Annotated in this window: 11 protein-coding genes; 5 read left to right on the top strand and 6 right to left on the bottom strand. The window is 38.0% G+C overall.

Going from position 1 to position 15,311, the window contains the following annotated elements; translation table 11 throughout:
- Positions 1 to 39 precede the first annotated feature (39 nt).
- Complete coding sequence (locus tag CC99x_RS08870; protein WP_057625109.1) at positions 40 to 1,185, bottom strand: aminotransferase class I/II-fold pyridoxal phosphate-dependent enzyme; 1,146 nt, start codon at positions 1,183 to 1,185, stop codon at positions 40 to 42.
- Complete coding sequence (locus CC99x_RS08865; RefSeq protein ID WP_057625110.1) at positions 1,152 to 2,018, bottom strand: alpha/beta fold hydrolase; 867 nt, start codon at positions 2,016 to 2,018, stop codon at positions 1,152 to 1,154. Before CC99x_RS08865 ends, CC99x_RS08870 begins: the two co-directional genes overlap by 34 nt.
- A 575-nt stretch (positions 2,019 to 2,593) precedes the next feature.
- On the opposite strand from CC99x_RS08865, the gene CC99x_RS08860 reads away from it, so the two are divergent.
- From CC99x_RS08860 to CC99x_RS08845, 4 genes are all read left to right on the top strand, one after another.
- A complete protein-coding gene (locus CC99x_RS08860; RefSeq protein ID WP_057625111.1) occupies positions 2,594 to 3,934 on the top strand; it encodes an autotransporter outer membrane beta-barrel domain-containing protein in 1,341 nt (446 codons plus the stop codon).
- Between the two features lie 31 nt (positions 3,935 to 3,965).
- Positions 3,966 to 7,940, top strand: a complete 3,975-nt coding sequence (locus CC99x_RS08855; protein ID WP_057625112.1) for an autotransporter domain-containing protein — start codon at positions 3,966 to 3,968, stop codon at positions 7,938 to 7,940.
- Between the two features lie 346 nt (positions 7,941 to 8,286).
- Positions 8,287 to 8,622, top strand: a complete 336-nt coding sequence (locus CC99x_RS08850; protein ID WP_057625113.1) for an endonuclease domain-containing protein — start codon at positions 8,287 to 8,289, stop codon at positions 8,620 to 8,622.
- Positions 8,623 to 8,727: 105 nt separating this feature from the next.
- On the top strand, positions 8,728 to 9,111 hold the full coding sequence (locus CC99x_RS08845) for an endonuclease domain-containing protein (RefSeq protein ID WP_057625122.1): 384 nt from the start codon (positions 8,728 to 8,730) through the stop codon (positions 9,109 to 9,111).
- Positions 9,112 to 9,455: 344 nt separating this feature from the next.
- Here CC99x_RS08845 and CC99x_RS08840 read toward each other — a convergent pair whose 3' ends face one another.
- Complete coding sequence (locus CC99x_RS08840; protein ID WP_057625114.1) at positions 9,456 to 11,093, bottom strand: M61 family metallopeptidase; 1,638 nt, start codon at positions 11,091 to 11,093, stop codon at positions 9,456 to 9,458.
- An 88-nt stretch (positions 11,094 to 11,181) separates the two neighbouring features.
- Here CC99x_RS08840 and CC99x_RS08835 point away from each other — a divergent pair, with 88 nt between their 5' ends.
- Positions 11,182 to 11,328, top strand: a complete 147-nt coding sequence (locus CC99x_RS08835; protein ID WP_158003227.1) for a hypothetical protein — start codon at positions 11,182 to 11,184, stop codon at positions 11,326 to 11,328.
- A 534-nt stretch (positions 11,329 to 11,862) separates the two neighbouring features.
- Here the strand turns inward: CC99x_RS08835 and CC99x_RS08830 are convergent.
- From CC99x_RS08830 to CC99x_RS08820, 3 genes are read right to left on the bottom strand one after another with little or no spacing between them, the layout of a single operon-like run.
- Entirely contained in the window at positions 11,863 to 12,471 is a 609-nt protein-coding gene (locus CC99x_RS08830) for a YfiR family protein (RefSeq protein WP_057625115.1), read from the bottom strand.
- A 12-nt stretch (positions 12,472 to 12,483) separates the two neighbouring features.
- On the bottom strand, positions 12,484 to 14,292 hold the full coding sequence (locus CC99x_RS08825) for a DAHL domain-containing protein (RefSeq protein ID WP_057625116.1): 1,809 nt from the start codon (positions 14,290 to 14,292) through the stop codon (positions 12,484 to 12,486).
- The gene (locus tag CC99x_RS08820) at positions 14,292 to 15,302 is read right to left on the bottom strand and encodes a cytochrome-c peroxidase (RefSeq protein WP_141651922.1); all 1,011 of its coding nucleotides are present in this window, start codon (positions 15,300 to 15,302) and stop codon (positions 14,292 to 14,294) included. Before CC99x_RS08820 ends, CC99x_RS08825 begins: the two co-directional genes overlap by 1 nt.
- Positions 15,303 to 15,311: the final 9 nt, after the last annotated feature.

Here is a 15,311-nt window from a genome sequence, read left to right as displayed (position 1 = left end):
TGCATATGCATTAATATATGAGCCTAGTTTTTAAAATTTTCAGCCTTGTTGTTGAAGTGATTTTAAAGCATTGAAGAGCATATCTATGTCTTTTTTCTGGTGTCTTAGCGATAAAGCAATTCGAAGTCTACTTTCCAAAGGCATCACCGAAGGAGGGCGGATAGCGGCGACCGCAATTCCTTGGTCGCTTAATTTTTGTTGATAATTTAAAACTTGTTTGGGATCGTGCAAACGAATGGGGACAATATTTGTTTGGCTATTTCCTATATCAAAGCCTTCAAGAGATAAATTTTCACGTAAATAATCAGCTAATTCAAATAAGGCTTGTACTTGCTTTTGTGCAGTGGGTACTAACTCCCAAGCGGCTTGCATCGTCGCTAATTGAACGGGGGGCATCAGTGTTGTATAGATAAGCCCTTGGCAACGATTGAGTAAATAGCTGTAAAGGGTTTGTGAGCAGGCAACATAGGCGCCAAAGCATCCTAATGCTTTGCTAAAAGTTCCCATAATCATATCAATCTCACCTGGGAATTCAGTACTATGACCATAACCATTGGGGCCAAACAAACCTGTAGAATGCGCCTCATCAATATAGAGTAAGGCATTATAGTCTTTGGCTAAACGAATCAATGTGGATAAATCAGCGATATCTCCATCCATACCAAAGACAGATTCACTGATGATAAAGCGGATATTTGAAGTGCTTGCGTGCTTTTTTAATTGCCATTCAAGGTGATTCATATCCAAGTGTCTATAACGGATTTGTTTTACACCGGCTAATTCGCAGCCCAAATGTAAACTGGCATGATTCAGTTTATCGCAAAAGACAAGTGGTGCCCCGCCAAGTATTTTTTTATCTAAGACAGCCGCTAAGACAGAAACATTTGCTTGAAAACCACTACAAAAAGCGAGCGCTTTTTCGCTGTGTTTATCTTTTGCGATCAGCGATTCTAATGCAAGTACTGCGCTTTGTTGATGTGTGATGAGGCGTGAAGCTTTGCTACCTGAGCCATACAGAGCCAATGCTTGTTGCGCTGCTTGGATGATGCTTGGGTGTTGGCTAAAATGTAAATAATCATTATTGCTAAAATCAAGATCGTATTTAATATTAGCAGGAATGCCACGCAGTAAATGTTGTTCTCGTTGTTTGTTTAAGAAATTTTGGTAGCATTGTTTTGCTGACATGGCAGTGCCTCTTTTAAGAATTGGGGCCATTGTTCCTCCCATCCTTTGTGATGCGTATTATCTTTGATCGCTTCAATGGCGACACAGGGGGAGTTAAGGGCTTGCTTATATTTTGCAGCAAGCCAGGCTGGAACAATTTTGTCTTTGCTGCCCGCATAATGTTTTTGTGGTATATTTTTCAGCTCTGTGGCGTAGTGTATGGCATTTAAAGAATCTCTCATTGGGCTTACACGATGATATTCGTTTAAGGCATCGTGATCTAAGTTACCCGCTATTGTAATCAAGCCTGATATATCATTTCGTCTTGCGCTTAACAAAGCAGCGATATTGCCACCACCTGAAAATCCTATTAACAGAAATCGCGCTTGTGGATGGCGTGTTTTTATTTGGTTGAGTATTTCATTGGTTGATTGTATGACTTCTTCAGAATAGCGCGCATCGCTCCAGTAACGTGACTTACATTTTTCTTTATCAAAATGGTACTGGCAAGTCCTAGCAAGATAGATAACATTTTTATGTGTATCCTGCATGGCTAATTTTAAACTGAGAGGGTTTTTAGGCGTTGGATTGTCAGAGACTTGATATCTTGTTTTCCAACTATTTCCATCCCCTTCAATATAAACATGGATGTCCTGAATATTTTGATTTTGGTTATTTTGCTTAGTTTCTGTGGCTGTCCTGTTTGTTTTCTGCTTATTTTTTTCCCAAACGGCATATGTGACTAAAGAGGTATCGTACAAGGCGGGTACAAAGCCTTGGCGCTCTGCTTGCTCTATCACCGTATGTGTTTGTGGAGAAATAGGAGATGGGTTCAGCGTGCTGCAGCCACTCACTAAGCTGCTAAGTATCACACTGAAAAGTAAAATAGTTGATTTGTTAACTTGTAGCATCTGCATAAGGTAATTATTTTCTAAGCAATTAGCAAGGATTGTACGTTATTTGCTTGGGAAATAATCCTAGTTATGCTTTTAAGATGCTCGTACCTTCTCTTGTTAACGATGTCTCTGCTGTCTCTTAGTTAAATTTCTGATTATATGATGTATTTATTTTTAACAGAATTCTTGATGAGCGTAGCGAATAAGAAATCCCACTTTTTGAAGGGGGACGCGCACTGACAAGTGCGCAAGGGGGATTGATACTGAGGTTTTAAGGCCAAACAGCTAAATCCCTCTGCTCGTACAGCTGCGCTGAACAAGCGTCTCCCTTTACAAAGTGAGAACATGTTCGCTTTGCGAACGAGGAAGAAGATAGGTACTCGCCCATTGTCAACGTGTGCAGAAGAAACAGCGTTGACAGAAGAAGGCAGCACAACGCTTAAGTTTCCTATGATCTCCCATAATAAATGATTGGGTTCTCCTACACGTAATGGTAGGATTTATATACTTAATTAAGCTGGAGTTGATTCTAAATGTATAAAAGCAGCAATGATTATCGTCTGACTAAATTGTGTGTCGCAGCATTGGTTTTGTTTGTTGCTCCTCAAAGCTACGCAACCTATTCCAATGTTCAATCGATGTTGGATGCACTTCGTCCAACTGCTGCTGCAAATGCGCCCGAATTAAATCAGCTGATTATTGCACTTGATGGTTTAGCGACTGATCAACAAAGGCAAGAAGCACTTCATAGTTTGAGTCCTTTAGTCGATTTATCTATTTTATCTGCATCTGAATCTGCAAATCGCCAAATGGTGAAGCATTTGAATCAACGCGTTTTAGAAATTAAGTATGCAAATGGCTTTGCTGCCGGCGATGATGATTGGGATGATGCATTTGAGGACACAGACAGCGATGCTGCCTCAACACCTACAGCCGCAACCAAAGAAGATGACACTTCTAAATACAATTTTAGCTTTATAAAAGAAAAATCCGAAGCATCCAACGTAGAAAGAGATCCTAACAAAGGCCTATGGTCAATTGTATTGGGAAGCGATGCAAGACAGAAAAATCGTGATAATGCCTACGGTTATGATGCAACCTTGATTGGTGGCATCATTGGTATCGATCGTGTTTTTGGCGATCGCTGGGTTTTTGGTTTAGCGGGTGGCTACCAACAATCAGATGTTGATTCTCGAGGCCCTTCTAGTAGCACTATTGATGTAAAACGCATCAATGCTTCTTTGTATGGTTATTACACTTGTCCTTCTTCTTTTTATATCATGGGATTGCTCACCGGCGCTCAAAACCGTAACGACAGTCATCGTAAAGTATTGGTTCCATCTGCGGGGGGCGTTGTTGGTTTTTCTCGTATTGCCAATGCACATTTTAACAATTGGGAAAGCCATGCGCATTTAGAATTAGGGCACTCTTGGAAGAAAGGGAATATATATAGCACCCCTAAGATTTTCACCAATTATACGCACTGGGATATTGAATCTTATCAAGAAAATGATGCCATTGGTTTGAATCTCAATGTGCGCAACCATGATTTAGATAGTTTTGTCGTGGGTGGTGGTTTGCTGCTGGAATATCGTAATCACTTTAAAAATGCCATTGTGATTCCTTATGTGCAAGGCTATGTATTGCATGATTTTATTCAAGACAAGCAAACGGCTGTCAGCAATATGCTCGGTGGTGGCTTTGATTTCTTAACGACTGGCTATGAGCCTGCTAGTACAACTTTTGAAGCGGGTGCGGGTTTGAGTGTGCACAGCTTTAAAAACTTTATTTTTGATCTGCAATATGATTTTGCTGCCCGTTCATCATATACGCGACATAATGTGGGTTTGAAACTACGTTATGAGTGGGCTTAAAGAATTATTGAAAAAGGACGTTTAAGAATTCATGAACACAATTACACGAAAATATAAGTTGTTGAAAGCAGTATTGGCAAGCGGATGTTTGATGGTGCCGGGGGCAGTGTTAGCAGGACCCATTGTGAATGCACCACTTTCTCCAGGAGTGGTTTCAGCTGCAGATGATGATACGATCACGATTACTGCGGGTGGTAGTATCCAAGAAGCAGCTGCAAATGGTATTAACGTTACACACAAGACCAATACTATTAACATTGATAATGCAGGTGCGCCAAATACTTTAGCTATTGATATCAATGGTGGTATCGATGATGCGATTGATATTACCAATACAGCGACTAAAACTACGGTTAATATAGGTTTAAATCGAGATATTACTTCAATTAACAATGGTGTTGTGGTTGGTGCTGCTGATGCAACCATTAATAACGATGGTTTAATCAGCGCGCAAAATAATCATGCTATTTCAATCACAGCCAATGGTAAAGATGCCACCATCAATAACTTAAGTGACGGTATTCTTCGCTCATCAGGCACAGATGTCATAGATGTCGATGGAGAAGGCGTTACTATTATTAATGCAGGCACCATAGAAAATACGACTGTGGGCAATAATGCCATAGAATTAAAGAAAAATTTTGAATCTGTCACTAATAACCCAGGTGGTATGATCAAAAATGTGGGGGGTAATGGTATTTTGGTCAATGGTGCTGCCGCTGTGACGGGTAGCATTATTAATACTGGCACGATTGAAGCAACGGGTAACGCTGGCCAAGGTAAAGGTATTAATATCACAGGTGCATTGACAGGCTCTATTTTAAATAATCAAAGCGCTAAAATTCAAACCATTGGAGATGCAGCACAAGCTATTTATTTAGACAATAATATTACTAGCATTATCAATAATGGCACTATTACTGCAACACTGGGTGCACAAGCCATTCGTGCGGATAAGAACTTGAGTGGCAACATCATCAATAATTCAACAGGTGTCATTGAAAGTGCTGCAGGCTCTGCCATTCTTCTCGACAATGGTTTAGGAGGTAGTATTACGAATAGTGGTACGATTAAAAGTGCTACAGGTATTGCAGTAGAGTTACCGGCGGGTCAAATTACGGGCAGTATCAACAACAATACTGGCGGTACAATTCAAGCTGCTAATAATGCCGCGGTGAAAATGGTTACGACTATTTTAGATGGTGCCTTTAGCAATAGCGGGACTATCACAAATGCTTCTGCAGGCAATTTTACTGTTGATGCAAGTTTGAATGGTACTTTTAAAGGCAATTTCACAAACTCTGGCACTATCAAAAACACTGTTGGTGGCGCATTGAGTATGGATTCCATTGCTATCAATGGTACTTTGAGCAATGCCGCTGGAGGGACTATTGAAGCTGCTAATGGTGAGGCTTTGAATTTAAGTGGTGTGACCATCGATACAAATTTTAGTAACGCAGGAAATATACTTAATAATTCAGCAGATTCAGCTTTATATATAGATGATAATACGTTAATCAAAGGCGCCTTTAGCAACTCTGGTACCATACAAAATAATGGCGCTGCAGGCAAAGCCCTTGAAATGGATGCTGTCACCATCAACGGCAACATGACTAATTCTGGTACTGTTGCTGCCGTTGACGAAAATGCAATTCTTTGGAATAACACCAATATCGGTGGTAATTTTACGAACAGTGGTGTGATTCAAAATAATTCTCCCGGCAGTGCTACGATTGACGCAACAGGTAATACTAAGATTGCGGGTGGTTTTACCAACACTGGTACTATTAAAAACGATGGTGCTGGTAATGCAATTGACTTTTCTGCAGCAGCTGTAGAAATTAAATTAAACCAAAATGGCGGTGCTATTACCGGTGATGTTTTACTGTCAGGTAAAGGTGGTGATGTATTCAGCATGACGGGGGGAACCATCGATGGTGATGTAACTGCCAGCAATATTGCCCCTAACATGCTTAATTTATCGGGCGGCACTATTACTCAAGATTTACAATTGGGTGCAGCAGGAGACACATTGCATCTTTCTGGCACTACGGTGCGTGATATTATCGGTGGTGCAGGTAATGATACCGTTAATATAACAGGTGGTAGCTTTAATACATTAGCAGGTGCAGGTGTCGGCAATATATTAAATATTAATAGCAGCTTTACAACACCAGGTACTATTGATAATTTCCAAACCATCAACGTAAATGCAGGGACGTTTACCGTTACGCAAGCCATTACCAATGTTAATGCTCCTGGCTCGTTCAATATTTTAAATGACTCTACAGTGATTGCTTCAGGGGCTGGCAACATTATTAGTGGCACAGGCACGCTTAACATTACAGATGGTTCTTTGGGGATTTTAAATGGTTCTGGCGTAAATATGGGCGCTACCACCAATGATGATTATTTAGGCATACAGGCCGGTGGTTTGCTAACGACAACCTCTTACAAACAAACACCAAACGGAATGTTGGATGTGCAAATAGTTGCCCAAAATACTTTTCCAGGGCCTTATATCACTACACCTGGTAATGCAGAGATTGATCCTAATTCAACGTTGAAATTGCAAGTGGGTGGAGAATTTATACCCAATAATTCAACGTATAATATTATCAATGCAGCGGCAGCTCCTGGAGGATACAATTTAGGAACGCTAACCGTGGTTCAGCCACAATCTGCAACAGTGACATTTGCACCTGTTTTAAATGGTACGAATTTAGATATTGTTTCAACAAACATCCCCTTCAGCACTGTCGTTCCAAACTCTGATATTACCAATGGCGTAGCCGGTGCTTTAGATACTATTGCTGCCGCTGCTTCAGGTGGTGCAGCAACAAGCCCAGTACTTACAGAGTTACTAGGTGCATTACAAACGCTTTCTACAGCAGAGCAAGTAGAAGATGCCTTAAGAAGCTTAGTGCCCAGCTATAACAACAGTATTGCGGCCAATTCTAATTGGGCTGTGCGCCGTGCTTTTGATGATATTGGTATTCGTTTTGAAGAGTTATTAGGTTTGAGTGCGCTTTTAGAAGGCGAAGATAAATATCGTGATGATGAAAATGAAGATGACGATGATGATTATTACAACCCTCGCTATCGTTACAGAGATTACAATCAAGGTGTAAGCTTTGGGGATGGCGATGGTAATGTGCTCATGCGTCATACTTATGGTACATGGATTAAACCTTATGCCAGTATGATTGATCAAAGAAAAATAGATACTATTGAAGGTTATCGTGGTGATTCTGTTGGGTTCTCCATGGGGAGTGATTGGCGTATTTTAGATTGGGCAACTATTGGTGCAGCCTTAAGCATGGGTAAAACGGACTTGTCTCAAAGAGGCCTGTACGAGAATAAACAAAAAATCGATAGCTATCAGCTTTCTTTCTATGGTCATTTCGATCCGATTGGTCCTATTTATGTCAATTCTATGTTAGGTTTGGCGAGACATCGTTATAGTGTGCATCGCACGATTTCGGTTGGAAATTTGACCAGACAAGCTGAATCTAGCTTTCATGGGCTGCATTATGCTGCCAAATTCGACATTGGATATGCATGGTTTAATGGTAAATACTATTTATCACCCCTTGCTTCTATGCGCTTTGGACGTTTAGATATTGATAACTATTCAGAGAAAGGCGCAGGTGGTCTTGATTTAGTTGTTCGTACTGAAGCTATGAATGAAATAATGGGTTCTATTGGTCTTAAAGTCGCATCAAAAAATGAGTATTTAGAAGCTACTTATATTCCAGAATTGGCTCTTTTCTTAAACTATGATTTTAAAGCGGACAAACAAGAAACCTTAAATAATTTTATTGCTGGTGGGCCATCCTTCTTGTCATTTGGCATAGAGCCTGAACAGGTCAGCTATGTGATTAGTCCAAGCTTTAGAATGCATACGCATCGCAATATGGCTTTCAAGATTGCTTATGAATTTGAAGCGAAAAAGCAATATATTGCGCATACAGCGTACTTCAAGTGGTACTATAAGTGGGCTTAATTTGTATTAACCTCACCTGGTTTTCAGTTACTCTCTCCTGTTGGTCTACGAGATGTACACATTTTATGTTGCAAGGGGTGACATACTTATCGATGAGCATTGCGAATCAAGCTCCCACTTTTTGAAGGGGGACGCGCACTGATAAGTGCGCAAAGGGGGATTTATGCTGTGGAATTAAGGTCGCACATCTAAATCCCTCTGCTCGTACAGCTACGCTGCACGAGCGTCTCCCTTTACGAAAGTGAGAAAATGTTCGCTTTGCGAACGAAGAAAAAGGCAATTGCTTCGCGCAGGGCGGGTGAGGTTAGATCAAAGGGACAAAGGAATCAAAAAAGGATGTGCAAGGATGATTCAAGCATCAAGAGATCTCAAAGAAAAAGTATCCGTTGCTGAGCAACGTTTATGGGAATACTTCCGAGATGGAAGATTTTGCAATGTAAATTTTAATCGCCAATTTGTGCTTGGTGCTTACATTGTCAATTTTGTAAGTCCAGAGCATAAACTTGTTATTGAAATAAATGCAGAGTCATCTTTAGAAAGTGCAGATTATCATGCGCGCAAAATAACATATTTAAAATCTTTAGGTTATAAAATCATTCATTTTTGGGATCATGATATCTTGCATAATATTCGTATTGTATTAGAAGTCATTCACAATGAGGTTGATAGAGAGTTGGTTTAAATCATAAATTCAGCATGTTTTTTCTTTCTCTTATCGATGAGCAATGCGAATCAATTCCCACTTTTTGAAGGGGGATGCGCACTGATAAGTGCGCAAGGGGGATTTATGCCACGTAATATCACATTGGATTATAATCGGTCATTTAAAGATATTTCCAGGAAATTGCGTAACAATATGACAGAGCCAGAAATGCTGTTGTGGTCTCGATTGCGTAAGAAACAAATTTTAGGCGTGCAGTTCCTTCGTCAAAAGCCTTTATTTAACTTTATTGTTGATTTTTATGCACATCAATGTCGTTTAGTTGTTGAGTGTGATGGTGCACAACATTTTGAGTATGAGCATCAGAAAAATGATATTGAAAGAGATGCAATATTATCATCTCAAGGTCTGTTTGTACTTAGATTTACCAACATAGAAATACTTAATTCGTTAAATGATGTTGTGCAAAATATTTGGGATGTTTGCTCTTTACGGCTTTTCAAAGCATAAATCCCTCTGCTCGTACAGCTACGCTGCACGAGCGTCTCCCTTTACGAAAGTGAGAAAATGTTCGCTTTGCGAACGAAGAAAAAGACAGCATTTATTAATCCAGACTTAAATGCTGTGAGCTAAGCAATTTGTGGGAATTATTTATCGATGAGCAATCCGAATAATTTTCTTTCTTGTCAAAGAAAGAGGTACCTTTAGTTACAGAGAAGGATTTTTAAAATAAATTCTAAAAAATCCATCTGCTCACTAAGGTGAGCGTCTTCCCTTGACATCAAGGGAAGAGAATCATTCACTTTGTTCATTTACAGAGAGTAGGGTGGTTTGGGATAAAGTAATTGCATCTATTAAGTCCTTACTCGATAATTCAAAATTTTTCTCTCAATTTGGTTAGGCACATACTGAACAAGGCTGGATTTATTATCCTGCATGAGAATAATGGCAATAGCTTCATTGTTATCCTTATCATTGATGACTCTTATGTCAATGAAAGGGGTATTATTTCTTAATCCTGCTTGATGGGCAGGCGTGTTTTCTTGAACATTGCATATCACGTTCGATTTTAAAGATAAAATTACATCAAACCCGGGATCAATAATCTGATGTGTTGTCTCATAAAGCTCGAATTCCTGGAGATTAGGTAAAATGATCTCATTGCCGTCAAAAATATGGTTCTGAAGGATTGACTTAAATTGGGGTTCGAAATTTTTTTCAAATAATTCCCAAAACATTGGCTCGCTGAATGTTTGCTTTTGTTCATCAATATGATACGCAAGATCTTTAATAAAGTGTTTTAATTGATGGAATCCATTCTTTGGATGCGATATATCATATAAGAGTGCAACTAAGTGTCCGCGTGTTTGGATAAAATTAAAGCCCGCATGAAATCCATCATAGATCGTTTCATATGTTTGGTTTGATAGAGTTCGAAAAATAGAACGATAATAATTGTTGATATGATAATTTAAAATATTGGCATATTCTTCATGTGTGACAAAGCCACCGTCATGGGCTAGCTTAAGACCAAAGTAATCAGTAAATCCTTCTGAAAACCATCTATAACGTTTGAAGATATTTGGTGGGATTTTAATTTTATTCCCAATCCATGCGTGAAAAGATTCATGCGAAAACATATGTTTTAAGTGAGAAAGCTTTTCTGTGTTGTCACTGTCAGGAATATATAAAAAAAGAGTATTGTTATTATGCAAGCCAGATGAGAATTTATATGTAATTTCATCTGGCTGCTTAACAATATAAGCGGCGTAGTATGGGAAATTTTCATCTTTCATCACATGACGCTGATAGATAATAATTTGTTTGAGCAATTCTGTAGGAGATATATTTTTGAATAGCTTCCATTCACCAAGCGTTGTTATGTAATTTTGATGATAGGCTTTGCTTAGAATTTCAGGTTTTTTAGTAGAACCGAAAAATTGTGAAAATCTTACTTGATCAAAACTGTTATTTGTTTTAAAGATACGTTCTAAACCATAACTGGAAAACATATGATATTTTTCATTTAGTTGAGAAAAATCAAACGTAGCATCCATGAGGCTTGAATCCCATTTAGCAGGGTAAAGCATCGTGGTTGTGGGGTATAGTGCTATATATTCATTTTCAATGATGGGTAGCATGGCACTGCCGTTTTCTTTGTTTGAGGTTAGAGTATATTCAGCCGTAAAACGCGCATTTGGATGATGTAAAAAAGTCGTGTATTCTGCCTTAGTTTCAATGGCTTTTCCTCCATTGTCTATTGCAAATTTGATGTGTTTATTGAGTAGGTGATTAACAGAACCTCCCCATGGCGTGATAACAGTTGTTTGACCTGATGAATCACCAAGAAATTCAACTTTAACTTCAAGTTGATTTGCATTGTTTTCAGAATGCTTAAACGTATATTTGATTTCATTTGTAGATAGCTCAATTGCAAAAACATGCGTGCATAATACAATTGAAAAAAACGTCATTAATAGAATGGCACGCATATTGTACTTTCTTATTTGATCTTATTAGGGAAAAATATAGCTAAAACCAAAGGTGTTTATAGGGTTATGATAATTATGGTAATCAGTAATGACTGTTGTGCCAGCATATATGTTTACGTTGTTTGCCAATGGTGTCGAAATTACGATATTGGCAGCTGCATTATGCTCATTACCGGCAATATTTGGTGAAATATTGAACGACCCAATGGCAATTTGCCCGATTCAAAATGATTGATTATTAATTAAACGCGCGAATCCTATCACAGTAATGCACAAACATCAAAAAACAAATATTGTCTATTGGTATTTGAATGTTTTGTATAAGTTCAGGAGGGCTATAAATTTCTATGGATATAGCGGCTGTTTCTTGCAAGATGATGCGATCATAAATATTAAAAATGACATAATATGATGTGTAGAATAAAATTTAGGTGAAGTAGATAAAGCTTTAGTTTAAGCATTCGTGATAGCGTTGTTTTTATTGCCTATTATAAGCATACCAAATTATAATTTATGATCTATTTTTTCTTATCGATGAGCAATGCGAATCAATGAGAGAGCGTAGCCTACGTTCAATACGAATAATCTTCTTTCTTGCCAAAGAAAAAGGCACCTTTTTTAGGTGCAGAGAAGGATTTTTAAAATAAATTCTAAAAAATCCATCTGCTCACTAAGGTGAGCGTCTTCCCTTGACATCAAGGGAAGAGAATTATTCACTTTGTTCATTTACAGAGAGTAGGGTGGTTTAGGATAAAGTAATTGCATCTAATTAGTTATAAACGCCTTCTTGCTCAATAGGGGGCACAACGGTTACAAGCTTTAACATACGTGGGCTGATTTTTAGCTTAGAGCGTTCAACGGCGGGTGGATTAATCATAATTGCAAGACGTTTATTCATGATATAAAAATTCATATCACCGCCTTTTTCTGCAAACTCATCCATATCTCCAAAGCTCAGAATAGGCTTATCTTGAATAATTTTTAGAATGCTTTCTATTTTATCTGTTTCTGTTTTAGCCACGAATAATATCTGGCATTTCTGTTTTTCTGCATCTTCAGTTGTGCCAACTTTCATAACTTGTATGATGCGATCATTTGCATCTTTGCCAGTAATTGAGTCAAGACCTTTATAGTATGGAACTTGACCTAGAACACAGATATTGACGGCACCTTCAGGTAGTGATTCTGGAGGCCACTCTACAAATTTGGCTACATATCTTAAAAAAGCGGCTTTTAGGTGATATTCACGTGCTTCTTGTGGAGCACCAGAGGCTTGCTCTTCTGTCGCATTCACTGGAGAAGAAAATAACGCTGCACTTAGTAAGATCCCAATTAAATAACGATTTATTTTTCCCATCTGCTTGGAAACATCTTTCATTCTAACATTGCCCTAATTTTTTGTTTGTGAGTTGACTGGTAGTTCTATAGTGAATTCAGCGTAAGTGCCTTCTTCTGAAGCTGCCCGTAGCTCACCCTTGTGTTGTTTTACTACTGTATCATAGCAGATAGATAATCCAAGACCAGTATTTCCTCGTCCAGTAGGTTTAGTGGTAAAGAAGGGTTCAAAAACTTTGTCTAATTGATGTTTGGGAATACCCATACCGTTGTCACGTATTTTAATAACGATCTTGTTGTCTTTTTGTTGCAGGCTAACGCTGATTTCAGGCTTGTAATCTGGTTGAGTGCCTAGCTTTCTTTTATCTTGAACAGAGTACAGTGCGTTATCTAATACATAAACAAATACACGTGCAAGTGTTTGTGGTGCACAAAGTATTTTTTGTAGATCTGGATCGTAATTTTTCAGAAAATTAACTTCGAATTTTTTATCTTCTGTTAGATATTTATCTAAGGCGATGCGAATGTTATCTTCCATGAGGTTTTTAATATCAACCATTTCTTTTTCAACACCGGCTTCTTGCGAGTGCAGCAACATATTTTTCACAATATTGTCCGCTCTTACGCCATGCTCTTTGATTTTCTGACAATTGGTTTTCAAATCTTCCAAAATCTCTTGGATCATAGAGAGGTTGTCTTCTGCAACTTTATCTTTAACGGTTTCTAGCTCTTCATCTAATTCTTTCACAAGCTCTACAGAGATGTCTGAAAAATTATTCACAAAGTTGAGTGGGTTTTTAATTTCGTGCGCAATACCTGTTGAGAGCATACCAACAGAAGCCATCTTTTCTTGCATGATCAACTGCTCTTGAGCATCTTCGAGATCACCAAGTGCTTTGTTCAGATCGTTATTCTTAATGGTTAACTCTTTGGTACGATCTGCAACACGTTGTTCTAATTGTCTGTTAATTTCTTCTAATTCTTTTTCAGCTTTTATTTTTCTTTTGACTTCAATGTGCAAAATATTAACAGTTGATTGTAAGCGTCTGAATGACCAAGTTAAAATTACCAGTAGTAAGAAAACTAAAACATATAAAACAACGCGGTATTTAACAGAGTTTTCTTGATAATTATCGAAAGCAGAACGGTAAGCTGTATTCAGTTCATTAATGGATTGCAAGATAGACATTTCAAATAAATCTTGCGCAACCTGTGTGAGCTGAGGTTGTAACTCTAATATTTTTTTTGCGTAGACAATACCTAAATCAACTTCAGGAACTTTTTCTGGGGAGCTTTCTATTTTTTCAATCATTTTAATGATTGCAGAGCGTCTATTTTCATTTTGAGCATTGGTATAGATGAGTATATCTCTAAATAATACACCTACATTATCAACCAATTGTGTTTGCTCTATGCCTTCTAAACAGCTTTCGATAAATTCAACATTTGAGGCTTGATCAAAATAAGAATACATTGTCGACGAAAAGCTAGCGATGGCATTCCGTAATACTGGATTCATTTGTTTATATTTTTCGGTAAGATTTACTTTTCTATTGAAGACATCTTCTAGGCTCTTTAACTTCTCTGCAATATTCTCATTTGGATTCTCTTTTAATTCTTGTTTGAGAATTTCGAGTACGCTATACGATCCATCGAGTGCTTTTACGATAGGTTGGTAATTTCTAATAAGGCCAAATCGTGTATTAACAATAGCAGAATCTAATTCAGCATCATATTTTTGTAAGCGATTGATATCATTTTCATAACCTTCATATTCAAAAGGAACAATTTCACTCAAATAATAGATAGCTACAATGACGATGACATTGATAGCAATAAAAATTCGAGTAAAATATTTTTCCACTAATTTTTCTTATCTGTATCTGTACTTGCAGGCTGTTCGCCTGTAAGTGTTTCTAAGAATTTTACAATATATGATATTTCATGGGTCTTTAAAGATTTTCCAATTTGATGTTCTGCCATTATTTGCACAACATCTTCAAGAGTTTTAGCTGACCCATCATGAAGGTAGGGAGCAGTAAGTGCAATATTTCTAAGTGAAGGCACTTTAAAAACCAACGTATCTTCATCTTTGTTGGTTACATTAAAACGTCCCAGATCAGATTCTACTATTTTTTGTTTAGAATTAAAGTAATCCTTATAAATACCCATTTTTTGGTATAAATTCCCACCAATATTGGGTCCTTGATGACAAGAGATACATCCAAGGTTATTGAACAACTCATATCCTTTTATTGCATCTTCGCTGATTGCTTTTGTGTCACCTTTTAAATAACGGTCAAAAGGTGCATTAATGGTTACAAGAGATTGTAGGTAAGATTCTAGCGCATCTTGTACATTTATTTTATTAACGCCATCAGGGTACAAGAGCTTAAATGATTCATGGTATTTTGGGTTTTCATTCAATTCTTTTAGTAGCGTATCCCATTGATTGTTTAGGATATGCTTATCCAAAATATGATCATTAATAACATCGCGCAAATTTTTGGCTCGGCCATCCCAAAATTGTCTGAAATTATAGCTTACATTAAATACAGTTGGCGTGTTTAAAGTTCCTTCTCGGTGATTCGCGCCAACAAAAGTAGCTTGTCGATCTGTTCCTCCCATTGTTACATTATGACACGTTGCACAAGAATGAGAGAGGTTACTAGAGAATCGTGCATCGTTAAATAATGCTTTACCGAGGGCAACTTTGGGTTGTGAGAGATCCGTTGGTGCTTCTAGGGGAGGGATCGCAGTATTTTGCATAGCAGCACTGTGATGCTTTGCATCCTTTTCTGAGGCAGTTGCCTGCGCAGCCGTACAAGACAGCAGCATAAGCGATAGCAATATCATCTGAACTTTGTCGAGCACCTTAGTCCC

The organism is Candidatus Berkiella cookevillensis (assembly GCF_001431315.2).
GTDB lineage: Bacteria > Pseudomonadota > Gammaproteobacteria > Berkiellales > Berkiellaceae > Berkiella_A > Berkiella_A cookevillensis.
The sequence above is the reverse complement of the archived record's forward strand: the minus strand, read 5'-3'. Positions and strand labels throughout refer to the sequence as shown.

What these genes read in the sequence shown, in the direction of transcription:
- CC99x_RS08870 (WP_057625109.1), bottom strand. Translation starts at nt 1,185, where the DNA reads ATGTCAGCAAAACAATGCTACCAAAATTTCTTAAACAAACAACGAGAA.
- CC99x_RS08860 (WP_057625111.1), top strand. Translation starts at nt 2,594, where the DNA reads ATGTATAAAAGCAGCAATGATTATCGTCTGACTAAATTGTGTGTCGCA.
- CC99x_RS08830 (WP_057625115.1), bottom strand. Translation starts at nt 12,471, where the DNA reads ATGAAAGATGTTTCCAAGCAGATGGGAAAAATAAATCGTTATTTAATT.
- CC99x_RS08835 (WP_158003227.1), top strand. Translation starts at nt 11,182, where the DNA reads ATGACTGTTGTGCCAGCATATATGTTTACGTTGTTTGCCAATGGTGTC.
- CC99x_RS08840 (WP_057625114.1), bottom strand. Translation starts at nt 11,093, where the DNA reads ATGCGTGCCATTCTATTAATGACGTTTTTTTCAATTGTATTATGCACG.
- CC99x_RS08845 (WP_057625122.1), top strand. Translation starts at nt 8,728, where the DNA reads ATGCCACGTAATATCACATTGGATTATAATCGGTCATTTAAAGATATT.
- CC99x_RS08850 (WP_057625113.1), top strand. Translation starts at nt 8,287, where the DNA reads ATGATTCAAGCATCAAGAGATCTCAAAGAAAAAGTATCCGTTGCTGAG.
- CC99x_RS08855 (WP_057625112.1), top strand. Translation starts at nt 3,966, where the DNA reads ATGAACACAATTACACGAAAATATAAGTTGTTGAAAGCAGTATTGGCA.